15 protein-coding genes are annotated in these 25,203 nt (G+C 51.4%); 5 read left to right on the top strand and 10 right to left on the bottom strand.

Annotation, left to right across the window (positions count from 1 at the left end; translation table 11 throughout):
* Positions 1 to 2 precede the first annotated feature (2 nt).
* From selB to JNJ77_20885, 4 genes are all read right to left on the bottom strand, one after another.
* Positions 3 to 1,913 (bottom strand): selenocysteine-specific translation elongation factor, encoded by a 1,911-nt coding sequence (selB, locus tag JNJ77_20900; protein ID MBL8825060.1) that lies wholly within the window; start codon positions 1,911 to 1,913, stop codon positions 3 to 5.
* 76 nt (positions 1,914 to 1,989) lie between these two features.
* Complete coding sequence (locus tag JNJ77_20895; GenBank protein ID MBL8825059.1) at positions 1,990 to 2,223, bottom strand: hypothetical protein; 234 nt, start codon at positions 2,221 to 2,223, stop codon at positions 1,990 to 1,992.
* Between the two features lie 2 nt (positions 2,224 to 2,225).
* Positions 2,226 to 5,402 (bottom strand): VWA domain-containing protein, encoded by a 3,177-nt coding sequence (locus tag JNJ77_20890; protein MBL8825058.1) that lies wholly within the window; start codon positions 5,400 to 5,402, stop codon positions 2,226 to 2,228.
* Positions 5,403 to 5,415: 13 nt separating this feature from the next.
* Positions 5,416 to 6,525, bottom strand: a complete 1,110-nt coding sequence (locus tag JNJ77_20885; GenBank protein MBL8825057.1) for an exo-alpha-sialidase — start codon at positions 6,523 to 6,525, stop codon at positions 5,416 to 5,418.
* A gap of 148 nt (positions 6,526 to 6,673) precedes the next feature.
* Between JNJ77_20885 and JNJ77_20880 the strand changes: the two genes are divergently transcribed.
* The 3 genes from JNJ77_20880 to JNJ77_20870 all read left to right on the top strand — a co-directional run bounded on the left by JNJ77_20880 (position 6,674) and on the right by JNJ77_20870 (position 10,065).
* Positions 6,674 to 7,483, top strand: coding sequence for a DUF1571 domain-containing protein (locus JNJ77_20880; protein ID MBL8825056.1), 810 nt, complete (start codon positions 6,674 to 6,676; stop codon positions 7,481 to 7,483).
* 482 nt (positions 7,484 to 7,965) lie between these two features.
* A complete protein-coding gene (locus JNJ77_20875) occupies positions 7,966 to 8,736 on the top strand; it encodes a hypothetical protein (GenBank protein ID MBL8825055.1) in 771 nt (256 codons plus the stop codon).
* Positions 8,737 to 8,862: 126 nt separating this feature from the next.
* Positions 8,863 to 10,065 (top strand): metallophosphoesterase, encoded by a 1,203-nt coding sequence (locus JNJ77_20870; protein ID MBL8825054.1) that lies wholly within the window; start codon positions 8,863 to 8,865, stop codon positions 10,063 to 10,065.
* Here the strand turns inward: JNJ77_20870 and JNJ77_20865 are convergent.
* The 6 genes from JNJ77_20865 to JNJ77_20840 all read right to left on the bottom strand — a co-directional run bounded on the left by JNJ77_20865 (position 10,039) and on the right by JNJ77_20840 (position 20,857).
* Positions 10,039 to 10,977 (bottom strand): ABC transporter permease, encoded by a 939-nt coding sequence (locus tag JNJ77_20865; protein MBL8825053.1) that lies wholly within the window; start codon positions 10,975 to 10,977, stop codon positions 10,039 to 10,041. The genes JNJ77_20870 and JNJ77_20865 overlap by 27 nt on opposite strands.
* Complete coding sequence (locus JNJ77_20860; GenBank protein ID MBL8825052.1) at positions 10,974 to 12,500, bottom strand: sugar ABC transporter ATP-binding protein; 1,527 nt, start codon at positions 12,498 to 12,500, stop codon at positions 10,974 to 10,976. The genes JNJ77_20865 and JNJ77_20860 overlap by 4 nt, the downstream gene beginning before the upstream one ends.
* Position 12,501: 1 nt before the next feature.
* Positions 12,502 to 15,288 (bottom strand): c-type cytochrome, encoded by a 2,787-nt coding sequence (locus JNJ77_20855; GenBank protein ID MBL8825051.1) that lies wholly within the window; start codon positions 15,286 to 15,288, stop codon positions 12,502 to 12,504.
* 120 nt (positions 15,289 to 15,408) lie between these two features.
* Positions 15,409 to 18,921, bottom strand: a complete 3,513-nt coding sequence (locus JNJ77_20850) for a hypothetical protein (GenBank protein ID MBL8825050.1) — start codon at positions 18,919 to 18,921, stop codon at positions 15,409 to 15,411.
* A 52-nt stretch (positions 18,922 to 18,973) separates the two neighbouring features.
* A complete protein-coding gene (locus JNJ77_20845; protein MBL8825049.1) occupies positions 18,974 to 19,351 on the bottom strand; it encodes a BlaI/MecI/CopY family transcriptional regulator in 378 nt (125 codons plus the stop codon).
* Between the two features lie 105 nt (positions 19,352 to 19,456).
* A complete protein-coding gene (locus tag JNJ77_20840) occupies positions 19,457 to 20,857 on the bottom strand; it encodes a hypothetical protein (protein ID MBL8825048.1) in 1,401 nt (466 codons plus the stop codon).
* A gap of 160 nt (positions 20,858 to 21,017) precedes the next feature.
* Between JNJ77_20840 and JNJ77_20835 the strand changes: the two genes are divergently transcribed.
* Entirely contained in the window at positions 21,018 to 22,109 is a 1,092-nt protein-coding gene (locus tag JNJ77_20835) for a beta-lactamase family protein (protein ID MBL8825047.1), read from the top strand.
* Positions 22,110 to 22,222: 113 nt separating this feature from the next.
* Complete coding sequence (locus JNJ77_20830) at positions 22,223 to 25,201, top strand: DUF1553 domain-containing protein (GenBank protein MBL8825046.1); 2,979 nt, start codon at positions 22,223 to 22,225, stop codon at positions 25,199 to 25,201.
* The last annotated feature ends 2 nt before the right edge of the window (positions 25,202 to 25,203 follow it).

Below are 25,203 nucleotides of genomic sequence, written 5' to 3'. Positions count from 1 at the left end.
TCCTAAGCAGAATATCGTAAATCGCCATCACGCCGAGTGATACCCACGCGATCGAGATACTCGCAAAGCGGCACGGCAAACTTGCGGGTCGTGGCGAGTATGTCACGTATGCCAGCGACCGTCAGGCCCGTTCCGCCCTGCAGGTGCTGTCGCACTTTTTCCCGCATAGATTGTTCATGGTCTCGGTGCAGGTAAATGCCTTCAGCGATTTGAACCAGCAGACCTTCGGCCATGCAGACATCGGTAATGTCTTTCAGCACTGCAGCATTGCCACCCGCCTGCGCTGCAAAACTGCTGATTTCCGGTGGCTGGAAACCGGCCGTTTTGAAAGATTCAATCATCTTGTCTTTCAGCTTACGCTGATTCACCGACAACTTGGGCTTGTGCTCGGCCCAGGCAATGCGGTTCGTATCACCCAGGAGAATTTTCTGTTGAAGCAGATGATCAATGGCTGATTGAATGAAGGCATCTTCGCCAATGAAATTCAATGCAGAGACCACCTGTTGTCGATCGTGGGTAGACATGAGGGGGTGAGCTTCATGCAGCGAGCGCAGTACATGGATCACACGATCCTGAATGTCCTGGATCATGTCGGCATGAATTTGAACAGGTTTGCCTTCCTTATTGATTAGTGTTTTAACACGGCCGTTCTTAATAGCTTCCTGCAGCACGGATTCAGCCTGTTGTGGATCAAGTCCGGCTCCGCGCACGAGGTCGGCAATGGTCACGCCTCGTCGTCCTAGAAACCAGATCACTTCCATAGCTCGCTCAAATGGCGTCTGGCTCGACCAGAGTTTCTCGATGCGTTCCAGCAATTCGAAATGACGTCGCCGTATTTTCTCTGGAGTTGGCTGCAACACCTGCCCGCCACCCAGGGTTGTGGTGGCTGACGGGCTTCGAATGACAAAGGCCTGGCCATACACAGTCAGCACCGGCTCTTCCAGGTAAAGTTGTGCCAGCCCCCAACTACCCGGCATCAATTGATCACAATCGAGCAGGGAAACGCTTCCCAGCACTTCAGTGGTGCCCAGATGTAGCCTGACCTGTGCCTTGTGCTTGATAGCCTTGTTCAATGCAGGAAGATTGTAGATTCGGACGGTTAAGACCGTGGAAGGAACAAGATATCCCGGCGTAGCCAGTTCCTGTCCCCGGCTGACTTCTTCCAGTTTGACGCCTGCCAGGTTCAGGGCTGCTCGCATGCCCCGGCTGATGCATTCAACCGATTCATCATGGTTCTGCAGACTTCGTACTCGCACCAGATCGCCACCCGGCAGCCAGGCTACTTCATCGCCGAGTTTGAGTGAACCAGAGGTAACCGTACCAGTTACCACGGTTCCATGCCCCTGAACGGTAAATGCACGATCAATGGCCAGGCGAAACCAGGGTTGCTGCTGAGGGGTGCTCACCTTGCGGGCTGCTTGCTCCAGTGCCTGTTTCAGTTCCGAGATGCCCAAACCGGTGACCGCTGACGTGGCATTAATGGGTGCTTCTGCCAGGAACGTATTCTGAACCAGTTCTCTGATTTCGAGTTCCACCAGTTCGCGCGTTGCATCATCCACCAGATCTGCCATGGTGATAGCGATGACTCCGTGGCGAATGCCGAGAAGCTTCAGAATTTCCAGATGTTCAACAGTCTGGGGCTTGATCGATTCTTTGGCAGAAACCACTAGCAGCGCAAGATCGATACCCGTTGCGCCAGCCAGCATGTTCCTGATGAACCGCTCATGGCCTGGTACATCGACAATGCCGAGCCGATAATCACCCAACTTCAGATGCGCAAAGCCGATATCGATGGTGATGCCACGGGCCTTCTCTTCAGGCAGACGATCACAATCGATGCCTGTCAGGGCACGCACCAGCGAGGTCTTACCATGATCAATGTGGCCAGCGGTACCGAGGATGAGGTCGTGCATATCTCAAGTTGTATGGAATCGTTTTTCCTGAAGCACGTCGTTGCTCAACTTGCCTTGATGACAGCTATTTCATTCACTATTTACGATGATTATTAGCGAAGAAAACAGTTGTTAATCCTGTGATGCACATGGTTCCAATAATAATAGACCAGGAAACTGCACGGAGATATGCTTTTTTTGATTCGTAGACTTCTACACTCATCATGTAATTGCCGGTCGCAAACAGCCAGAAGACAAGGGCAATGAAGCCGAGAATCAATCCATAAAAGCTGCCATACAGAAACCAAAAAATCTTCTGGTTTAAATTCATGGCTACCCCTCCTTTTGCTCATCCATTTCTTTTCGCGCTTTCTGCTTAGCTTTCATTAGCCTTGCTGCAAAATCGTCTTCAGCTGCAGTTGGAGAAGCAGAGGGCTTGGGTGCTGAAGCAGCCGAAGGCTTGGTAGTCTCTTCAGTGGGTTTGAAATCGGTAGATGCTTCAAACTTTCTGGCAGCAGTCTCCTTCACGATAACCGGTTCCGATACTGCAACACCAGCCGCCGCTTTTCCTTTTTTCAGTCGACCCAGGTATTCCTGTGAAGTCTCGGCCAGTTCCTTCGGACCTCGCATTTCCTGCATCATCTTCTTGGTTCGCTGGGCAACCAGTGCTGGATCAATGGCAATGCGACGCATGGCTGCATCGAGCACTAGCATGCATGCCGTCGCGAACAGCAGCCAATGCCAGATCGGCTGCAATCTGCGGGCCATGGAACCTTCGTGCAGAAACAGATTCGCCTGGCTGAAGGTGTTTTCATCCAGAACGCGACCACCCGTAATGCTGGCCAGTCTTTCCAGTAACCCTGCGTTATCTTCCACCGTGGCAAACTCAGGAGAGTAGGGTACCGCCAGCGCTCCACGACCGACGATGACAGAACGCATACCACCCGGGCCTTCTTTATCAGGTTGTACCATGCTGGCCGCAACCGAATAGTTGCCTGCCTGGGTGGTTTCCACGCTTCCCTCGTAGACACCCGCTGAAACCGGCTCCAAAGTGATTTCTCGAGCCTCGGAATTCCCACTGGAACCAATCGTCGCCTTAATGGTGCCCAGTGGCTTGGCGGCACGGGCTTCGCGATCGCGATTATCAATCACGGTCACCCGCATTTTCCCGTTCTCGTAACGGGATTGCAGCGAAATGCCGGAGTCATCGAGGTTTCGCATCGACCAATCGACCACTCGCGTCCAGAAATCACCGAAGAGTGTTTGCTGATTCTGCACCCAATCGCGGGCCCAGGAGTTATTGGAACCCATGGCATCGCTGGTAAACGCTACGGAACGCCCCAGTCCATATTGCCATTGTGCGTAAATGGGATTCTCTTCTTCACCTGCCAAGGGTGCCTGCATCAGCACCTGCACCAGGTTGGAATCTTTCCGCGAAGTACGAACGAAGCCGAACAGCGTGGGGAACGACTTGGCCCACTCGCGGAAAGGATCGCCCAGTTCGGAAGTCAGTCGCGGTACAAACCCTTTTTCATACAGGTAACTCTGGTTGAGAATTCGGGTTTCCTTGACATAAATGCTCGGCAGTTTGCGTGGATCATCCACTGCATAATGCCTGCCCTTGGTAGCAGCACTGAGTTTTGCCAATGCAGCCTGCGCCGCCGGGCCATGCGTGGTGATACCGATCGTGGTCATGGTCACTTTGGCGGCATTATATTTGTCCAACAGTTTCATATCGGTGAGCAGCCCATGATCGCCATCGCTGATCAGAATGACATGCTTGGTGGCAATGCCCCGCTTCTCTTCGGTGAGCGAGTCATACGCCATCTTCATGCTGGGGTCGAACTGGGGCATATCGCCAGGCTGCATACTACCCAGCGCGCTTAAAATGTTGCCTCGATTCTTGTCATCGCCCACTTCCTGCAGAGGCACATGCCAGATGTGACCATTATTCCCTCCACCAGCCAGGCCGTAGGTGTAGTAGAGTATGCCCACTTCATCTATCGGGCTGAGCTTGCTGATAGCCAGCTTGGCAATTTCCTTCTGCCAGAAATTCCCTTCGTTCATTTCGCTGGCATGCATGATGAGCGCCAAACCACCTTTGGCTTGTATCTTGCGTGATCGCAGCGCACTGTCTACAGGCATGGCTTCTTCAAGCGGTTCATTCTGCCAGCCACCAGCTCCAAAACTGGATGGGCCACCGATCACGACCAACCCGGTACCTTGATCCCTCACCGTTTTGCGAATTGCTTCTTGTTGAGCTCGCGGCACCGCTTCCGAGGGAATGTTGAAAAGAACAATGGAATCATAATTGGATAGCGTTAATCGGCCCTGGTCATCATCTGCAGGCAACATGTCAGCGTTCCAGACATCGATGACACGTTCACCTTTGGGGCCGGGCACCCTGGTCAGTGCCTGCATCAGTGGTTCATGGGCTCTTGATGACTTATCCTGCACTACCATTAAGATGCGCCGGCCCGATGCAGTCAGCATCACCGGAGCCCAGCTTTCATTATTGTCCTGCCTGTCGTTGGGTAATTTGTCAGGAATAAACGTGGCACGATAGTTAATCAACCCTGCACCTTGACCAAAGCGCGCAGGCCATTTGACTGACAGTACATTCAATCCGGGATCAAGAGTGTACCGCTGTTCTGCCTGATCGGTATTCTCTCCCATGGTGCGAACGATACGCAGCCTTCCCGGCACGGGTTTGCCTGCATAGTTGCGTGCGACTACCCGCAGCGGAATATCCTGCCCCGGTCGGGATTCACTCGGAACATCAATGCGATCCACCAGAATCTCATCTTCATAGTGGTATTTCAGTGGCACCACATCAATAGGCACCCCGTTGAGCCGGGCGGTGCGTGCTTCCGCTTCCGCATCGCCACGGTTCTCATTGCCATCGGAAAACAGCAGAATGCGTCGAGCGGTGCCTTCCGGGAACGATGCCAAAGCCATGCGAATGGCGGAGCCAAGATCAGTATTGTTACGATCCAGGCCGGTACCTACATCGCGAATGTTCAGCTCGGTGATATCACTGGCGGGGTATTCAAACTTGGGGCGAGTAGCAAAGCTGATCACTCCGACACGATCTTGTGCTTTCTCACGATTTCGCGTTGCATTCTTCAGGTTATCTACCAGCCGGTCCCATCGGGCATCTCGAACCGTGTTGGGGCCAACCTCCTGTGGTATGCTGTACGACCTGTCCACCACGACCATCAGCGTCATGCCTTCTTCTTCATGCACCGTGGAGAGTTCCGCCAGAGCAAGGATCAGGCATGTCAGCAAACCCAGTCGCAGGAACAACACGAGTATGCGACGGAAAGATCCGAGATTGGTTAAAGGTGTCCAGGCATAAACTGCAAGGAAAGGCAACAGGCCAAGCAGCAGTAGCCACCAGGGTTTGGCCCAGCCAAACTGCAATGCGTACCAGCCCGTTGCTGCCACATAACTGGCCAGCACTATCAGGATCAGGCTCAGCAGTGTTGCTACGATCCATCGTAACCGCATCGAATAACCTCGATTATTTCACCAGAGCATCCAGTTCCTGCAGTTTGAACCGGACTGCGAGAATGTAAGGAGATTGCCCTGCTTCCCAGTGACCATACGTTGTTGTCACAAAAGTCCCATCAGGCAACACCTCAACACCTGGGTAAGCACAATCCCACTTGTGATGATTATCTTTTAATCGAACACGATATTGCCCCGGTTTGCCATGCACCAGATCAGAATAGGTACCCACCCAGGCAATCCAGTCGCCTTGCGTTGGAGATTCCTTGGCAGTGTCACGGAAGGATATCACCAACCTGCCATCGGGTGCATACTTTGCCGTATGACGATCCCCAGTCAAGGAGCGTGGCAATTCACGAGGATGAGTCCAGCTTTTGCCCTCATCTTCGCTGAACATGATGTGCGATTCTCTGGATCGGCGATTCTCGCGCAGCAACATGGCTAATTGCTTGCCATCGGGAGACCGTATCACACCAGGCTCGCACAGGTGAATGTGGCTGGCAGCATAAAGTTTTTCCGGTTCAGACCAGGTGAGGCCGCCATCCACTGAACGGCTCTGGTACAGCGTCATGGTGCCCGTGGGGCCTGGATTCTTCGTCATGTACCTGCCATCATCATGAAAGAACGCCAGGTAGTGGCCCGGTGTTTTCAGTTCAACCACGCTGCCCATCACGACGATGCCACCCCAATCGCCTACGGGTTTCAGTGGTGACCAGCTTTGCCCATCATCTTCTGAGACAGCCAGGCGGGCTGGGTACAGGCCTGAAAAGACGATCAAGCGTTTTTTGCCTTGTGCATCCACCACACGATGTATGCTGGGCGTTTCCAGAGAGGTCGACCAGTTTTCGGGAACAGGCAGTCGCTCGGTCCAGGTTTTTCCGCCATCAGAACTGCGTTTGTAAACGATAGCGCCTTTGCCATGCCCTTTGGGATAAACGGTCAGGATGGTTTTGCCATCTTCCAGCAATACGGTTGTCGGATGCCCCAGGTACTGCTTCTCTTCGCGATCCACGACAATCTGTTTGCTCGTGTCGCGATCCAAGTCAATCAGTGGTATGCCAGCAAACGTTGAGGGCAGTGGAGCGGCTTGATGGAAAAGCAACAACAGAACATTTACCAGCATGGAGATACCTGCAGTGGGAGTATTGTTATTCTGTCAAGATAACATTCCTCAACAACGATGTCGAATGAGAATCCCCACATGACTGGCCTTGCCTGATTCGGGCACTTGTGCGTATGATCCCGCGACTTAAGGCAAGGGAGTGCCTTTCATGCGGATTATTTTCTGGAATCGTTGCGCGCTGAGCGTACCCTTATTGTTTCTCATGCTGACTGGTACTGCTCTGCTGCAGTCGGCTGATCCTGTTCAAGTGGAACCAGCCCAGGCTGCCAAGTTGCGTGAAATTCTCAGCAATGCCCAGCAATCCATGGAAAAACTCGAAGACTATCGAGTCCGTTTGCGGCGCCGAGAAGTGGTGGCTGGCAGGCAATGTCAGGAAGATGTTGTCATGCTGACCGTTCGGCACAAGCCTTTTGCAGTACACATTAAATGCTTGCCGGGCGGAGAAAATGAAGGCCGGGAAATTCTCTATGTGCCTGAACTTTATCATGAAATGCTTAAGGTGTTGACTGGCAAGGGTGATGTACTTTCCGGTATCCGCATGGATGTTTCCATGAAATCGGACATGGCGACTGCTAACAGCCGGCGTGGATTAAATGAGGCAGGCTTTGCCAATGTCATCCAACGATTTGGGCTGGCCGTTGATAAATATCTTGCAGGCCAGCCCCGCTGTTCGACCTTCGAGACATTGGGTTTGCAGACTCGTGCAGAATCACGAGCGCCCATGGAAGTGGTCATCCAGAAGATACCCGCTGGCGAAGAAGCACTTCTGCCTCATGGGGGAATTCGTTACTGGCACTTCAGTGCCGATGCCGATTTGCCGGAGCGACATCTGCCTACCTTAATTATTACTTTTGATGATAAGGGTCAGGAAGTGGAATACTATTCCCATGATCGAGTGTTGCCTCACATAACGCTCGATCAGAAAGATTTTCATGCTGACCATTTATGGTCGCGATGAATGATTGTTCGATTACATTCATAGAATACATTTTTCCTCCCCCTCAGACGGGGGAGGTTTTCATTTGAACTTCGGGTATCGCATCGAACGTGGCTGAATTCATCCAGCAATATTACTTCTTCGTTTTTGTTGTCTGCTGCCTGGGACATGCCCGGGTGCCATAGTTTGGCCGTACTCGGCCTAACTATGTCGAAACTCTGAGTCAACTTCACTTAACATCTCTATGCGGATGAGCGGACATCGGGCGCATGCGTGTTCTTTGTCATAATACTGTTTGTGATGACGGTTATAGAAGGGTGACATTAAAATTTCGCTTGCCAACCATAGTTAGCCGGACATACCGGCAAACTATGGCACCCAGGCGATGTCGGCATGGTTAGTTGGAGTGCCGACTTGCTACTCCAATCCAGGCTGGCAATCATGTTTGCTATTGAATACAGTAGGATCAATTCAATGTCTGCACATCGCCCCAAGGGGAGACTATGACGCTTCGCAATCTTCTCACACTTGCCTTCGTTGCCCTGGCGACTTCAAGCATCATGGCTCAGGGACAACTGGAGAAACTCAAACGCGAGTACAATCAGGCGAGAGCTCAGGCGCGGGAGCAGGCCATCAAGACATTCGATCAGATGATTAACCAGGTCCGCAAGGCGAATATGTCGGGGAGCGCCAGAACGAGCCTGATGACCAAGCTGACCCAGGATAAGCAGTACTTTATCGACACTGGCAGTTGGCCCGAAAACGACGACTTGGCCGCTGCGGCATTTGATTACTCGCGCCTCATCAACGCCAAATCCGTCCCGCTCATGAAGGAATATGAACAGCGCATTGACCAGCTACTCAAGGCTAATGACCTCCCCGGAGCACAGACCATAACCAAAGAGAAAGAGAACTTCGAAAGGGAACTCCCGGGTATGGCCGAATTCACGGGTGGCACTAAATGGGAAGGCACTCGCTCAGGGCCAACGGGCAAGAACTCACGCATGCGACTCGACGTGCACAAGAAGACCGGTACGACCTTCGATGGACACATCCACCTCGATCCCGGCGTGGCCAATCACCCCGTTGTCCAGGTGCGCGGGACCATCACAGGAAACTACGTCGAGATCGTTACTGTCAAGATGATCAATGGCGCCAACCGTAACCTCCTCTTCAGTGGCTACGTCTATGGCAACAAGCTCATCATGAAGATTGGCGGACGAAGCACCGAGAACAAGCCCGTCAACGACCGTGCATGGTTGAAGAAATCCTAACTGTGGTAACCGAGCGATTGCGGATGTACATGAATGAGTGATCTGCTTTCAACATTCATAGAATAAGCTTAGTCCTCCCCTTCACAAGGGGAGGTTTTCATTTCAACTTCGGGTAAAGCATTGAACGTGGCTGAATTTATCCAGCAATATTACTTCTTCGTTTTTGTTGTCTGCTGCCTGGGGCATGCCTTGATCTGGGTGCGGGCGATCAACTGGATGCATGGTATTCGCTCGCAGGCACTCTGGACCGATCTCGTTCGTCTGGTGCTGCATGTCATATTGAGCGGCATTCCTCTCTGGTGGTTTCTGGTCAATGGATTCCAGGCGCCGGATGCATTTTGGGAAAGCTGGCCCGTGCCACTGAACTGGCTTTTCACCGGATATCTCTGGTTGATTGGTTTGCTGGGTATGATTTTGTTTCCACTGGTGTGGATTACCTATCTGCTAAGAAAAGAACCGGTAGCACACCGGTTTATCAAACGAGATACCTTTGATGTCGCGCAGGCTTTGGGTCGAAAACCGGCTGGAACTGGCAGAAGAGCCTGGAAAACGCACCTTCCAGGCAATGAAATCTTCCATGTCGATCTGGTTGAACGTGAACTGGTTATTCCGCGGTTGCCTGCTACTTGGGATGGCATCCGGTTGCTTCACATCAGCGATCTCCATTTCTGCGGCAGACCAGGGCGAGGCTACTTCGAACGTGTGTTTCACTACTGCGCAAAAAGGCCATTCGATCTCCTGATCCTCACCGGTGATCTCATTGACCATAAGGATTTTTATCACTGGCTCCAATTATTACAGATGTTGCAGCCTCGACTCGGCAAACTCGCTATTCGGGGCAATCATGATGCCTTATACGATGCCGACAAAGTGAATGCACTGCTGAATGAAATGGGATTCATTACTTTGGGTGGAAAATGTGAAACCATTTCGTTGGGTGATGAACGCATTCTTATAGCAGGCAATGAAGCCCCTTGGCTTGACCCCATCCCCGATGTTCCAGATCGTGACCAGAATAATCTCTTTCGTCTGGCCCTGATTCATTCTCCCGATCAGTATGCCTGGACGGTGCAGAATAAGTTTGATCTGGTCTTAGCTGGTCACAACCACGGCGGACAGATTCGTGTACCTGGCTTCGGCTCCATCTTTGTTCCGAGTAAGACCGGCAGACAGTACGATTGCGGAGTGTTTCAACAGAACGAGACCGTAATGCATGTCAGCCGGGGGCTGAGCGGCGGCCATCCGGTGCGATATTTCTGCAAGCCGGAAGTTACCTGGCTGACACTGAAAAAAGAACAGTTCTCAGCGAGCCATCCGCCGACGGAGTAGTTCATCGACAATGGCACCCAGCAGCAGCGCGCTGCCAATCACGAAATCCTGCAGTGAATCAGCAATGCCTGCCATACGTGCATAATTGGGTAATATCCAGAGAATCATGGCTCCGATGATGACTCCCAGAACATTTCCTTCGCCACCCCGCAGACTCACACCACCTAATACAGCACCGGCAATGGCATAAAGTTCGAAGAAATTACCAGTAGATGACGGAATGGCTGAATTATACTCGGTGAGATAGAGCACGCTGAAAATAGCTGCAAATAGCGAGCAGATCATGTACGCCAGAATCTTGTACCAGTTCACACGGATGCCGCTGTAGAGCGCTGTTTTTTCGTTGGCGCCAATTGCCTGCCAATATCTTCCATAAACGCTGAAATGCAGAAACACTGCCATGATCGCTGCCAGCACCAGGAAGATGACAAAAAATTTCGGCACCCCCAGCCAGTCGCCATTGCGAAACCAGTCGGAATAAAAGCTGAGTTTTCCCCCAAGCCCTTTGATGCCATCGTTAGCAATCCATCGTGCCAGTCCGCGATAAATGAATAGCCCACAGAGCGTCACCACAAACGGTTGCAGGCGCAATCTTGTTACCAACAGTCCGTTGATAAATCCAATCACAAGTCCCCAGCTGAGAACCGTCGCTACAGCTACGTGTTGATTCCAGCCTTTGTCATTCACCAGAATGGCCAGCATGGTGGCACAGAACCCAACTACAGCACCGATTGATAGATCAATTCCGCCACTGATGATGAGCGGAGTAACGCCCAGGCAGAGTATGCCGAAAAGCCCGATGCGTTTCGCCAGGTTGATGTGATTCGCCAGGCTGCGGGCAGTCGGATCAGAGAACATGAGCGCTGCATACAGCACGAACAGGAAGGCAGCCAACCCGATCAGTTTTTTCATGATGCCATCCTGACGGTTTGCCGTCTTCCTGTCGCCAGTTGCATGACGGATTCTTCGTTCATTTCCTCACGATCCAGCATGCCTGCCACCTGCCCCTGATGCAGCACCACCACGCGATCACTGATGCCCAATACTTCTTCAAGATCACTGGAAATCATCAAAATCGCTACACCCTGTCGGGCCAGTTCCTTCATGATGCTATAGATTTCTTCTTTGGCACCTACATCCACGCCCCGTGTAGGCTCATCCAGGATCAATACTTCCGGGGTGCGAACCAGCCCCTTGGCCAGCACCACTTTCTGCTGATTGCCTCCGCTGAGTAACCCCACCAACTGCATAGGCGACGGCGTACGGACATGCAGTTGCCCAATCAACTTCGTACACTGCTCCCGTTCTGACTGAAAATGAATCAGGCTGAACTTCTGTCGTAAATCGAGGGTAGCCAGGCTGATATTGTTGCGAACAGAATCATTCAGCATAAGCCCCTGCAAACGACGATCCTCCGGCACCAGAAAAAGCCCATGATCGATGGCATAACGGGGAGAACGAGGTGTAAAGTGGCTGCCTTTCAAGGTGATGGAGCCGTGATGTAGTGGTCTGATGCCAAATAGTACCTCGGCAAATTCTGTGCGTCCTGCACCCACCAGCCCGGCTAAACCTACAATCTCGCCACCATGTACCTTCAGAGATACGCCAGCATGATTACCATCCCAGCAAACGTCTTTCGTAACCAGTACTGGATCATTGCGTCGTGTAGTTTCGCCAGTCGATGTATGTCTGCGAATATCCCTTCCAACCATCAGTTTGATAAGATTGTCAGCCTGTATGCTTTCGCGCTTCAATTCTCCCGACCATCTGCCATCACGCAAAACGACAGCACGGTCTGCCAGCGTTTCAATTTCCTTGAGCCGATGGGAGATGTAAAGGATAGCAACACCCTGCGATTTCAGTTGTGCGATAACCTGGTATAGCGTTTGTGTTTCTTGTTCTGTCAAACTGCTGGTCGGCTCATCCATGATGAGCAGCCGGGAATCGAGTGCAAGGGCCCGTGCGATTTCTACCAGTTGCTGCTGCCCAACGGACAGCTCGCCAACCCTGGTGTAAGGCGATTGTTTCAGCCCTACCATCTGCAGCAGTTTTTCAGCTTTGGGATAAATATCCCGTTTCAGAAGTCGCAGCGGGCCGCCCCAGGTTTGTTCCCTGCCGAGAAAGATGCTGGATGCCAGGTCGAGATTGTGAGCCAGATTCAGTTCCTGATGGATGAGTACGATGCCTTTTGCTTCTGCTGACTGTACGCCATGAAGTGCCAGTGGTGAGCCCTGCCAGTTCAGTTCGCCTGCATCGGGCCGTTCGATGCCTGCGATAATCTTCATCAACGTGGATTTGCCAGCACCATTCTCGCCGACAATGGCGACTAATTCGCCGGGATGAACGTGCAGTGAAACATCGAGCAAGGCCTGCACGCCGGGGTAGGCTTTGCTGATATGCTCAGCCTGCAGCAATGGTTGGGAGAGGTCGGGCATATTACTTTCTGGTCGGATGCTCCAGGTAGCGGATCAGGTCTCGCAACTCCTGTATCCTCATATTTTTGGACATGCCTTCAGGCATCAAGGATTTGGTGGATGTTGCCTGTTCTTCAATGTCAGCTTTGGCAATCACTTCGATGATGGCGTTTTCCCGTTTCAGTCTGATCGTGTTGGCGTCTTCTTCCACCAGGAGGCCGGTAATGAGTTTGCCATTCTTGAGAACGATGGTGCGTGTGAAATAGGGGGTACCTACCACCCGGTTGGGATCAACAATGTTGGAAAGCAGATATTCACGGGTTCGTTCTGCCCCATCCAGGTTCGGCCCGACATCATGCCCTTGGCCATCGAATTTATGACACTGCATGCAGTGTTTTTCGAACATTTTCCTGCCGGCATCAGCGTTTCCGGTTCCCTGAGCAACATCCTTACGGAGTTGCTGTAGCAGCTTGTCGAGTTCTGCCGGACTTTCGTGAAACACGCCATAGTGCTTGTCGAGGAGTTCGTTAAGCTCCCTGTCTTTGAACTGCCTGATGGCCAAGGCTACATTATCGTGCAACTGCTCGCGAGAAACGGTTTTATCACCCAATGCTAGGAGCAGCGATTTCGCCCAGGCTTTTCTGCTGCGAAGAGTGGTAATCAGTTCTGCCTGTAGTACAGGGGAGTACTGCTTCCAGTTTGCAATAATCTCCTTTCCTAATTCTTCATACTGATAGGAAGGTAAACTCTGAGCAACTGCTTTCTTGAGTTCCAGTGGTGAATTATCGACGAGCAGTTGTTGAAGTGCCGGCAGGACAGTCGCATCCTGCATGAATCCCAATTGACTGATGGCATCCATACGGGCACTGACGGATTGGTTCTTATCAAGTAAAGTATGTTGTGCAAGCTTGACTGCTTCCGGATCATGCAATGAGATGCTGATCTGCTGCAACAATCGATTTACAGCAGCGTTCTGGTATTTCCTGGCCCGTTGAGTTAGCCGATGCCAGGCAGCAAGATCCTTGACATGACTCAGCTTTCGCCCTCGTGACCCTTCCGCCAAACCCTGCAGTCCTCTTTCCAGTATCTGTTGATTCTCGATTGGCTGCATCAGTTCCAGACAGGCGGCGAACGCCTCAGCATCATTAGTTGCGGAAAGACGACGAGTTACCCTGGCCAGCAGATGCTGATTCACCAGATCACTGTGGCTGATTTGTGAACTGAGTGTCTGAAGAAGTGCTGTGCGGTTTCGTTGCAGTTCCTGTTCGGTTGCCAGCCAGAGCAGGAAGGGAATAACCGTATCGGTGTGAATGGGCTTGGTGTACCATGCGGTCAGAAGAGGCAGCACACTATGCTGTTTAGACCATCGCAGAGTGAGTGAAGCCAGTTTCTGCAGGATTCGAGGATCGTATACATCCTGGATCAGCTTTGCATAGATTGCAATCAGAGCATCAGTAGGCTTGTGTTCATCCAGTCTTATGATTTCCGTAGTAGTGCTGGAAAGTTGTTTCTCGAGTGGCTGGCGTTTCCTAAGGAAAGGATTAGCGTCCAGGCTGATCTGAGGATGCGGCGGGGGCACAATCCGATAAATCCGGCCTCGTTCGTAATCCCAGTCGTCAGGTTTGGTCTGATGGCATGGATTCTGATCATGCCAATCGCTGACCAGGATAGAGCCATCAGGCGCCCAACGCATCTGAATAGGCCTGAAATTCTTATCGCCCGATACCAGAAAATCATCTTCCCTGCTGGCAATGAAAGTGGAACCATGTGGCTTGAGCGAATTGCGTTTGATCGAACAGCCATGAATCGAGCCGAAGATCAGTTGTCCCTGCAGTTCCTTGGGAAAATGTGGTGCATCGAGACAGAGCAGGCCGGCGTGTGCCCATCCGCTTTCCTTATGAAATGTATGATCGCAGATTTCTTTGAGTGCTCCGTAGGCATAAGGATTGTAGCTGGGCTTGCTGCCTTGCTTGATGTAAACGCCGCCTTGAACGATATGAAACAGATGAGGAATGACACAACAGCAGATGAAGCATTCGCCATCCTTGTTGAAATCCATGCCCCATGGATTGCTGGTGCCTTCGGCGAACATTTCAAAGGTTTTCTTCACGGGATGATAACGCCACACGCCAGCATCCATATCGATGGCAGGCTCTCCCGTTTGTGCTGGCGTGGTCACTTTGGAGATAGTGAACACGCCATGCAGCCCGTAGAGCCAGCCATCTGGTCCCCATGTGAAGGTGTTCAGAGTTTCGTGGGTATCCTGTGAACCGAAACCGCTGGCGACAATTTCGAAGGAATCAGCCTTCCCATCCTTGTTTTCATCTTTCAGATGCCAGAGATAGGGAGGTGCGCCGACGAAACAGCCGTTGCCGTAGACTTCAATGCCGCTGGCCATGTCGAAGGCGCCGCGACCCTGGGCAGCACGTTGTTTCGTAACGGGAAAGTCCTTGCCCTCGGCAAAGACAGTTCGCTTGTCTGCTATGCCATCGCCATCGGTATCTTCGAGAATGACAATGCGATCACGAGGCGCTTTTCCTGGCGGAGTCAGTTTGGGATACTCGAAACTTTCAATGATCCAGACGCGACCTTTATCATCAACGGTCATGGCAATCGGGTTGGTCATCAGCGGTTCAGCGGCAAATAATTTAACCGAAAACCCAGGCAGCGGTTTCATCCGCTTGACAGTCTCTTCAGGTGAAAGGTAAGGCTGGCCGGACGCTTTCCGGTTATCGAATCCATATTCTTTCTGGGCATGCAGCGGAAAGGAAAACACCACAGCAAAGCAGACAACAGCAAACCAGCGCATGCGAACTCTCAACTGGAAGGATGAACTAGGCAGACTCAAATCCTATCGCATTTTTTCAGGAACACAACAAGAAACCCACGGAGGACTTCCGTGGGTTTTCAGAGTTTAGTTCAAATCAGGTTAGTTCTGATTATCATCATCATTATTCTGTCGATTCTGGCGTAAACGCTGCAGTTGCTTGCGCAGTTCCTGCATCTGCTTCTCCATTTGTTCAAAGCCGGGGTTATCCAGCCCCATTTCCTTCATCTGCTTCTCGAGTTGCTTCATGTGTTGCTCAAAGGCATCGTTGAAAGCGCCAGCATTGAACTCGTTGCCTCGCAGCATGAACGCATTGCCCTTGAAGCTGCTGAGCAGTTTTTCCACTTCTGCACGATCCTCTTCAGGCACATCTTTTACAGTCTTATACTTCTTTTCAGAGTCTTCAGTCTTGATGGTGATGCTGCTGGGCTGGGCTTTGCCATTTACCATCTGGCCAACAACTGTAACGGTCTTTTCGTCGTTGGTGGTGGTAGCAGTAAACTTGCCGTTGTTGATGCTGACAGAGGTATTGCCTTGCTGACGGCCAAAGTTGAAGTTCGGCCTGGCGTTGGGGAAGAAGTCTTCCTTATTCTTGTCAAAGCCGTCTTTCTTCTTGGATTCAGCTTTGGCTGTTTCCTTCTCCTTGGTGTCTTCCACCATCCATTCTTTGGCCTTGGCTTTGCGTTCTTCGTCAACGCTTTTGACTGCAGTCAGGTTAATATCGCGTAGGCGGATTTCCTTGCCCTTGCGAATCACGGTAGCGGTGTACTTGCCTGGCTTGAGCGATTTCACACGTTCAGTAAATGCAGGATGATCACGAGTTACAGCCTTATCAGCGAATTCAATCAGGATGTCGTTTTTCAGGAAACCAGCTTTTTGAGCAGCTGAGCCTTCGACAACTTCCTTGACTAACAGGCCGCGATCTTCAGCCAGTTCTACCTGGGTAGCTACCACTTCAGGGACCTGATCGAGAACAACGCCCAAACGAGGCTTGCTGGTAACTGTACCCTGAGGATCATGGTCCACGGCGGCGTCAACAACCTGAGCCTTTTTGACATCCCCGGCTATCGTAATCGGATGTTCAAGGACCATGTTGGGTTTGACTTCCAGTACAGGGTTAAACTTGACTGCAGGTTCCAGCTTCAACTGTCCATGAGCCAGTTGAGCTAGCTCAGGCTTGATAGTAACGAGGTCTTTGATAACGACAGGATCAAGTTTCATCTGTGCTTGAACTGCCTTGTTGATCGAAGGGGCCAGTGTTACATGGTCGACTTTGCCATCCAATACAGGAACTAGATGCAGTTCCAATGGTGACAGGGCTGCAGCTGGTTTGGTATCTTCATCGCTGATCTTCTCAGCACCAGGGAGCTTAATACCTTGAATGTTGACTTTCTTGCCCTTGCGAAGCACCGTAGCGGAGTGTGTTCCTTCCTTGAGTGACTTCACCAGTTCTACGAACTTTTCAGGGCTGGAACTGATGGATTTGCCACCCAGGTTGAGCAGAATGTCGCCATTCTTCAAGCCTTTGCCATTGTTCCATGCTGCACTGTCTTCCACCACGTTCTGAATCAGCAATCCCTGATCGTCGCCAATATCGAGATGGCTTCGCAGTGTGGGATCAATGGTGGCTACCATGACACCCAATCGACCTTTGCTTGATGCAGGAGCCACGCGAGCTACCATATCACCACGCTTGGCAGTATTGTCTTTGAGCGACTTCAGTGCCTTTTCTTTTTCAGCAATGGCCTTTTCCAGTTCCTTGATGGCAGCATCCCGGTCGTCGCCACTCCTGGCTTCTCGCCAGCGAACGAGCGCTTTTTCCTGAGCCTGCTTCGCCAGTTTTTCCGCAGCTAATGCTTTATCGCGATGATCACTGGCCAGCTTTTCTGCCTGGGCTGCTCTTTCAGTCTGCAGCTTGGCATGTTTTTGTGCCTGCTGCAGATGAAGCTCGATATGTTTCTTGGCATCCTCTGTGAGAGCCGCATGATCTTGATGCAGATCGTGCAAGCGAAGATGTAACTTGGCGGCCTCACCCTTGGCTTCATCTGCTGCCTTGAGCCAGACCTGCTGATTTTCCTTCATTGACTTCAGAGTTTTTTTTACTTCTTCCAGCCGGGCTTTGGTTTCTGCATCAAGTTGCTTAGGCATCTTTTCGAGTGCCTGATCGAGTTTTTTCAGAGCCTCATCAATTTTTTTCTGTTTGTCATCCAAGCCTGCAATCTGCATCCGAAGAGCAAGTTTACCATCGCCTTTATCATCACCTTGAAGAACGATGACGTTCTTTTCATCGCCGCTAACTTCTTTTCCATCGACGATGACTTTGACTTTGCGTTCTTTTTTAACGTCGCTTGATTTCTTGTCAACTTTCTGCTCGTCATCGTCAGCCTGAGTTGTATTGGCAACATGAACGTCAGGTTCCACAGCCTGAAGTTTCATTCCTGCAGTGCAGGTAGCCAGGGCCAGGAAGCTGGCCGCAGCAGTAACGGTCCACCAGCGCGGGGTGCCCCGTTCGAGCACGCTCCGTTGATGCAATAACATGTGAACTCTCCGGTATAAATCAGATGGGGTTTCGAAAACACCTGTTGCCTGGCTGCTGGCCAGCGTGGGCCGCGACGAACAGGAGGTTAAACTGACCAGGTATTGGGCATATTCCACGGCGCTCGAGAACTTCACTGCTGCAGCGTCAGCCAGGTATTCCTGAGCCAGACGTACATGCCGTTTCATCCACCAGTACCAGGGAACATGGAAGTAGAACGCGCCGCCCAAAGCCAGAAGCAGGCAGCCCCAGGCATCGCGACGACGTAGATGGGTTAATTCATGGGCCAGAATCCAGCGTAGTTTTTCTGGATCGCCTTCATTGCAGAAATGAGGTGGAAGCAGAATGGTCGGCTTCCATAGGCCATAACTGACAGGTCCATGAACCAGAGAATTGACTCCAATGCGCGGTCGGAGTGCAGGATCAGGTTCGAGTTCAGCCAGGGCTGTGTGAACATGTGCAGGGGCAGGGCGACGATGCCGCCAGTAACGCCACAATCCGTAATAACCAATGCTGCACCGAATCAGAAGCACCAGAACCATCGTCAGGTAGGTCACTCCAATTCCTCGAAGTGTCCAAGTCCAGAACTGCATTGAAAATGACAGACCCTTGACTTTGCATTTGGCTGTTTCAGCTTCAGCAGGTGGAGTTTCCTGGTAAATTACTCCGCCGTCCTGATGGCTGGCATCGCTTCCGTCATCATTCTTCAGCGACTGCAACAGGCCAACAATTTCAAAGAGTTCTGCATCCTGCTCAGCCAGTTCGAGGGAATTCGCAAATGCAGACTCTTTTTTTTCTGGTTTGGCGGGTTGAACATTCAAGTGATCTGAAAGGTTTCCATTGAAAAGTGCCCTGTTAGTAGGGCTGGCTGCTTCAGTGCCAGGCAGTGACCACCAGGCAGGCAATGCAGCGGGCAGGGCAACCAGAAGGGCGGCCAGAAGTGCTGATTCCCCGATTCTCTGCCGTTGCACCGGCTGCCTGGTGAGGAGCATCCATACACTGCCAATGAATAAAACAATGCCTCCAGCCAAGGTGGTACGCAGCAGCCAACCGTCGAGCGAGAACAGTGCGTCTGGCATGATGATCCACTCCTCACAGGCATTGCTTACTGCCAATACTTCTACAACGGCCTCACGCACGGCGACGTTTGGCTTCGTTGATTAAATCCTGTATCTTCTCTAATTCTTTCGCTGGCAGACGCTCATTATTGAGCAAGGTAGCCACCATTTCGCTGGCCGCCCCATTAAATACCCGTTCTACATAACCGGAAACACTCTGTTCGCGAGAAAATATTGGCGAATAAATAAATGCCCGGCCTTCTACATGATGTTTGACCAAGCCCTTATCTTCCATTATACGAAGCAGTGTTTGCACCGTATTATAGGCCAAATCCTCGTCTTGGGCTTCAGCCAATATCTGGTACACCTCTCGTACACCACTGGGCCCATGATCCCAAAGGGCTTTCAGGATTTCCAACTCGCGTGGGGTCGGTTGTATAGCAATCTGCACGGGTCTTCCTCGCGTACCGAGTCCTAAATGTTTAGGTATTAAACTCCTAATTCTTTCGGATGTCAAGACTCTCTACATTTATTCACAAAGAATTAATGCGCCCGGCTATTGACGTGGCTCCACCACAAAGCTCGGAACCGTTGAGCCAGTTCCTGCGGTGACGTTCAATAGTTCATGTGCTGAGATGCGGGAAAGGAATCCTTCCACATATTCACCATGATAAACAAACGGATTGGTATCCACCATGATCTCGCTGACCTGCAGTTTTCCATCTGATAGGTAGGGGAATGGTTCCTTCGGCAAGTGCACCCGTTCTTGCACGATGTATGGTGTAGTCAACGCAGTTTGCACCGCCTTTTCCCAGGTTGATTGATCTACCGTCCATCCGAGCACGATGCCTTTTCCGCCGTAATCATCATTGGGTTTGAGCACCAGAGCATCCTTGTTCGCAAGGATAAAAGGTACCAGGTCAACCGTTTGCCCAGCTACCTTGCGCGCAGCTTCATTCACTGTTTCCGGACAAGCAATACGTACCATCGGTAGTTGAGATTTGCGTTCCGCGACGACGCGTGTCCAGGGGATATGTTCCTGAACTGCAGATAACTCGTTGGCATCAAACAGATGGGCGTTGCGTTCATCGGAGAGAACAGCAAAGCTTGCCTTCTTGTACAGTATCTTGCATCGGAACGGATTGATCATGCACACATGCCCGGCACGGACTGCACGAACCACTGGATGTTCCATGCCTCCCCGTTCCAGCAGTTCACTGATCAGGACACGTTTGTAAATCAGATCAATCGGCTTACCATCAGACGTAGAGAGTTTGTTGCCGTTATAAGTGACTTCGCGAGGGTCCGCGATGACAGCATCAATGCCATGTTGTTTGAACAGATTCTGATACAGCACAAACTCGCTGAAAGTGGGTACTTCTTTCCAGTCGAGAATGGCGATGCGAGGGAGTTCGCGACGGCCCAGCCACTGGTAATAGGCTTTGAGAAGCGACGACATCACGCCGTAATGCGTCGGTAACGGATAGACCTGATACTTCCGCTGGAACTCCTGGAATGCAGGCAGCCCCATGAACATATGCGATAACGCGACGTTGTAAGCTGCACCGGCTGGCGTCTCTGAGTTGTATTCCGTAAACCGCAGTTCCTGATCGGAGACGTAAAACGAATCGAACCGCGAAGTGGGGAATGCATGAAACCCAGGTTCCAGGAGCGCCAATTCATCTTCCTGCGGACTTAAGCCGAACTGCTGGCGAAACGTGATATCGGCTAGTGCTGCAGTCTGAATCTTGTTGAATGCTCTCAGCAGGATGCGCACCCGCTGTTGAAGGAAATGATACTGTGCAAGGCTGATCATGCGTGGACGCAGCACCATGCACATCAGCCGGTCGCCAAAGAAGAGCTTGTGCTGCTGGTGATACTGATCCATCCTGGCCTGAGTATCTTGCGCTAATGATTCGGTAAGCAGATCGAGATAAGTGTTGATGGCAGACACAATGACTCCTCAAATTTCGTAATGAGAAGTGTAGCGTTCGAGATTGCAGAGTGCTATTACTTTTTGCTGCAGATATGCCTGCTGACAATTGCATCGAGAGGATTGGTCAGATTATGATCGTATTAATGACAGTAGAGTCACATCACGGGAGGCAGGTCATTTCATGATTCGTTTTATCATCAAGTTTCTGTTGGTGTTAGTGTGGCTGGTGCTAGACCAGCCATTGTTGTTGGCTCAGCAATTCGTGCCTGTCAATGCGGCCATGTCCAGTATTAAATTTATAAATGAAATGATGAAGAGATCGGGCGTTCCCGGCGTTGGAATGGCAATCGCTAAAGAAGGAAGATTCAGCTGGTCGGAAGGCTTTGGTCTGTCTGATCTGGAACGCCAGGTTGCGGCGACAAAACAGACCAAGTTCGGTCTTGGCAGCATTTCGAAATCGCTGACTATGGCCCTGGCCATGAGACTGCAGGAAGAAAAACTGTTTGATATTGATGCACCGCTTGAACAGTATCTGTCGGAGTTTCCATTCAAAGGAAAAGGGATAACTGCCAGGCTCATTGGCTGCCATCTCAGTGGACTTGACGACAGCATTGATGCTGCCACTCGAAATACTTCAACTACTTATTCAGCCAGTGAGGCGCTGAAGTTGCTCTACGGCGAGAAACTTAAATACGGATTACGGGAACGATCACACTACACCACCGGCCCGTTCACACTGATTGCTGGAGCCATGGAGCAGGCAACAGGCAAGCCGTACACAGAGCTGATGCAGCACTATGTCACGCAGCCTTTAAAAATGAACGACACGGTTCTCAACGTGCGGCGTGATATTATTCCCAATCGCACTTGTTTCTACATGCGCGAAAACAATCAGACTAGGCATGCACCGTACGCAGATCCCAGTTACAAGCATGCTGGAGCAGGGTATCTCTCGACCGCAGATGATATGGTCCGTTTTGGATCAGCACTTCTGAATCCCGGCTTTCTGCGTGCGGAATCACTTGAGAACCTTTTCCGGGCAGAGAAAACGATGGCAGGCGATGTTACTCCATTCGCACTTGGCTGGCGTGTCGTGAAAGATCGTGCAGGAAGAGATATGTACGTGCAACCCGGCGGTGGACACGGTGTTTCCTCCGTGCTTGCTATCTTTCCGAAGGAAAAAATAGTGATTGCCATTCTTTCGAACCAGACCGGAGCACCGGTTGGTCAAACCTTGCTTGAAGGGATTTTCAATGCATTTACCGAAAGGTGAGTATGCTGGCGGTTATTCGTGACTGCCGTTTACGAAATTGACTTTGAACACGCCTCGTGTCATGATAATAATCTGCCTGCTTCTTCCCTGCCAGAATGCACATGTTGAACCTAATGCAACGCAATGGAATAATCGCTCTTGTACTGTTGAGTGCAGCATTTCTATGGTGGATAGTAAATCTTGCTGCTCAAGACAGACAGCCTGACATCGATTTCAACGCGCAGATCAAGCCCATCTTCCAACAGCACTGCTACCAGTGTCATGGCGAGAAGAAACAGAAGAGCAGTCTCCGCCTCGACCAGCGTGATGCGGCGTTGCAGGGGGGCGATCTGGGCAAAGCGATTGTTCCCGGGCAAAGCGACAGAAGCAGCCTCTATCGTTATGTTGCTGGCCTTGAGCCCGACATGATCATGCCCCCCAAAGGGGCGCGATTATCGAAAGATGAACTACAACGCATCAGGCAATGGATTGATCAGGGAGCAGCATGGCCTGAAGATAAATCGAGCAAGCCTGCAGAAATCTGGTGGTCGCTCAAACCCTTATCAACACCACCAATCCCAAAACATTCTGAAGAAGGCAGTGCCTGGTCGAAAAGACCCATCGATTCATTCATCTGGGATAAGTTGCAAAAGCAACAGCTCAAACCAAGTTCGCAAGCCGATAAACGCACCCTCATTCGTCGTTTGAAATTCGATTTGCTCGGCTTACCTCCCACGCCGGAAGAAGTGGACCGGTTTCTGAAAGACACTTCTCCTGATGCTTACGCCAAGCAGGTTGATGAATACCTCGCTTCGCCTCGCTATGGCGAACGCTGGGCACGCCACTGGCTCGATATCGTTCATTACGGTGAAACGCATGGCTACGATAAGGATCAACCTCGCCCGAATGCCTGGCCTTACCGCGATTATGTCATTCGTGCTTTCAATGAAGACAAACCCTACAGCAGGTTTGTTGAAGAGCAAATTGCCGGCGATGTGCTCTATCCCTACACCCACGATGGCATCGAGGCACTGGGGTTTCTTTCTGCAGGTCCGTGGGATTTCATCGGACACGTCGAACTGCCTGAAACTAAAATCGACGGCAAAATCGCTCGCCATCTCGACCGCGACGACATGGTAGCTAATACCATTAACACTTTTCAAAGTACGACCGTTCATTGTGCCCAGTGTCATCAGCACAAGTTCGATCCCATTCCCACTGAGGACTACTATCGTCTGCAGGCCGTCTTTGCTGCTATTGACCGCACGGACAAGGCTTACGATAAAGACCCAACTGTTGCCAGGCAGCGGGAGAAACTTCAGCTGAAACTGGCTGCATCACAAATGGAATTGCAGAAACTGCATCAGGAACGAAGCCAAATCTCGTCGCCTGAATTGGAACAACTCAAGAAACAGATTGCTGAGTTGAAGCAACAGGCTGGCAACTCATCACCGGCTTATGGATATCACAGCCAGTTGGCGAAAAAGGCCAATACCGAGAAATGGGTACAGCTCGATCTCAAAGAGCCTATTGCCATTCGCAAACTGGAACTCATTGGCTGCTACGATGATTTCAATCAGATCGGTCCGGGCTTTGGCTTTCCCAGAAGGTATCGCATTACTGCTTCGCTACACGAAGATATGCGCGATTCCATTATGCTGGTTGATCGCACGGCTGAGGTACAGCCCAATCCTGGCACCATGCCGGTAGCGGTTGATGTCAATGCTAACGTGCGCTATCTGCGTTTAACTGCAACCGAACTGGCGCATCGGCAAAACGATTATCACTTATCCCTGGCAGAGTGGAGGGTTTTCAATGCAGACGGTGAAAACGTGTCTCTTAAGGCAACGGTGACTTCACTTGATTCCATTGAAGCTGGCCCACGCTGGTTAAAAACTAACCTGATAGATGGCATCGTTCCCAAGCCTTTGGATCTGCATCGTGTGCGTCAGTTAGAACTGAAGCTGCAGGCACTGCATCGCTCGCTGGTTCCCGCCTCGATAACAGAACGGATCGCTCTTCACGAAAAGCAGATCAGCGATCTCGAATCACAACTCAAAACGCTTCCGGCACAGTCCAAGGTATACAGCGGCACGGTGCATTTTGGACAAGGCAACTTCAAAGGAACCGCTGGCACTCCCCGGCCTATCTATCTACTTACGCGAGGCAACGTCACCAGGCCAGGCAAAGAAGTGCAACCTGGCTCCATGAGCATGCTCAAACATATGCCAGCAGCATTTGACCTTCCCAAAGCAGCACCTGAAGGTGAACGCCGGGCAGCCCTGGCACGCTGGCTGGTTCATCGAGATAATCCGCTCACCTGGCGATCCATCGTCAACCGAGTCTGGCTCTATCATTTCACTCAAGGGTTGGTCGAAACACCCAACGACTTTGGCCGCATGGGGCAAAAGCCTTCGCATCCTGAACTACTCGATTGGCTTGCTGATGACTTTCGTAAGCATGGCTCATTCAAGAAACTGCATCGATTGATCGTTACCAGCGCGGTCTATCAGCAGACCAGCCAGGTGAGTGACGAAACCCTAAAAGCCATTACCGTTGATTCAGGCAATCGCCTGCTCTGGCGAATGAACCGCCGTCGTCTGGAAGCGGAAGCCCTCCGCGACAGCGTGTTGCAGACGGCTGGCAAACTCGACCTGACCATGGGTGGCCCCAGCTATCAGGACTATGTTGTTGAAAAGCCGGAACATTCGCCTCATTATCAGTATGAATTGAAAGATCCGAACGATCCCAAGTTGCATCGCCGGGCCATCTATCGTTCCATCGTGCGCTCGCAGCAGAATCCGTGGATGGCGACGATGGACTGCGCTGATCCGTCTATTCTGGTGGATAAACGCAACCAGACAGTATCGCCGTTACAAGCGCTGGCGTTGCTCAATGATCCGTTGCTACTGGTCATGAGCCGACATTTTGCTGAACAATTGCAGCAGGAAAAAGACATCGACAAACAGATTGAAAAAGCCATGCAATGGGTGCTGCAACGTGCCCCGACGCCAACAGAAGCGGAATCCTTGAAAGCGTACGTCGAAAAGCACGGCATCGTGCAACTGGGCAGGCTGCTCTGGAATCTGAACGAATTTACTTTTGTGGATTGACC

The sequence above is a fragment of the Planctomycetia bacterium genome (assembly GCA_016795155.1).
Lineage (GTDB): Bacteria > Planctomycetota > Planctomycetia > Gemmatales > HRBIN36 > JAEUIE01.
This window is presented reverse-complemented; position numbering and strand designations above follow the sequence as displayed.

Bases quoted from the DNA above. Each gene is read 5' to 3' on its own strand.
- selB (MBL8825060.1), bottom strand. From the start codon at position 1,913: ATGCACGACCTCATCCTCGGTACCGCTGGCCACATTGATCATGGTAAG.
- JNJ77_20895 (MBL8825059.1), bottom strand. From the start codon at position 2,223: ATGAATTTAAACCAGAAGATTTTTTGGTTTCTGTATGGCAGCTTTTAT.
- JNJ77_20890 (MBL8825058.1), bottom strand. From the start codon at position 5,402: ATGCGGTTACGATGGATCGTAGCAACACTGCTGAGCCTGATCCTGATA.
- JNJ77_20885 (MBL8825057.1), bottom strand. From the start codon at position 6,525: ATGCTGGTAAATGTTCTGTTGTTGCTTTTCCATCAAGCCGCTCCACTG.
- JNJ77_20880 (MBL8825056.1), top strand. From the start codon at position 6,674: ATGCGGATTATTTTCTGGAATCGTTGCGCGCTGAGCGTACCCTTATTG.
- JNJ77_20875 (MBL8825055.1), top strand. From the start codon at position 7,966: ATGACGCTTCGCAATCTTCTCACACTTGCCTTCGTTGCCCTGGCGACT.
- JNJ77_20865 (MBL8825053.1), bottom strand. From the start codon at position 10,977: ATGAAAAAACTGATCGGGTTGGCTGCCTTCCTGTTCGTGCTGTATGCA.
- JNJ77_20860 (MBL8825052.1), bottom strand. From the start codon at position 12,500: ATGCCCGACCTCTCCCAACCATTGCTGCAGGCTGAGCATATCAGCAAA.
- JNJ77_20855 (MBL8825051.1), bottom strand. From the start codon at position 15,288: ATGCGCTGGTTTGCTGTTGTCTGCTTTGCTGTGGTGTTTTCCTTTCCG.
- JNJ77_20850 (MBL8825050.1), bottom strand. From the start codon at position 18,921: ATGCCAGACGCACTGTTCTCGCTCGACGGTTGGCTGCTGCGTACCACC.
- JNJ77_20835 (MBL8825047.1), top strand. From the start codon at position 21,018: ATGATTCGTTTTATCATCAAGTTTCTGTTGGTGTTAGTGTGGCTGGTG.
- JNJ77_20830 (MBL8825046.1), top strand. From the start codon at position 22,223: ATGCAACGCAATGGAATAATCGCTCTTGTACTGTTGAGTGCAGCATTT.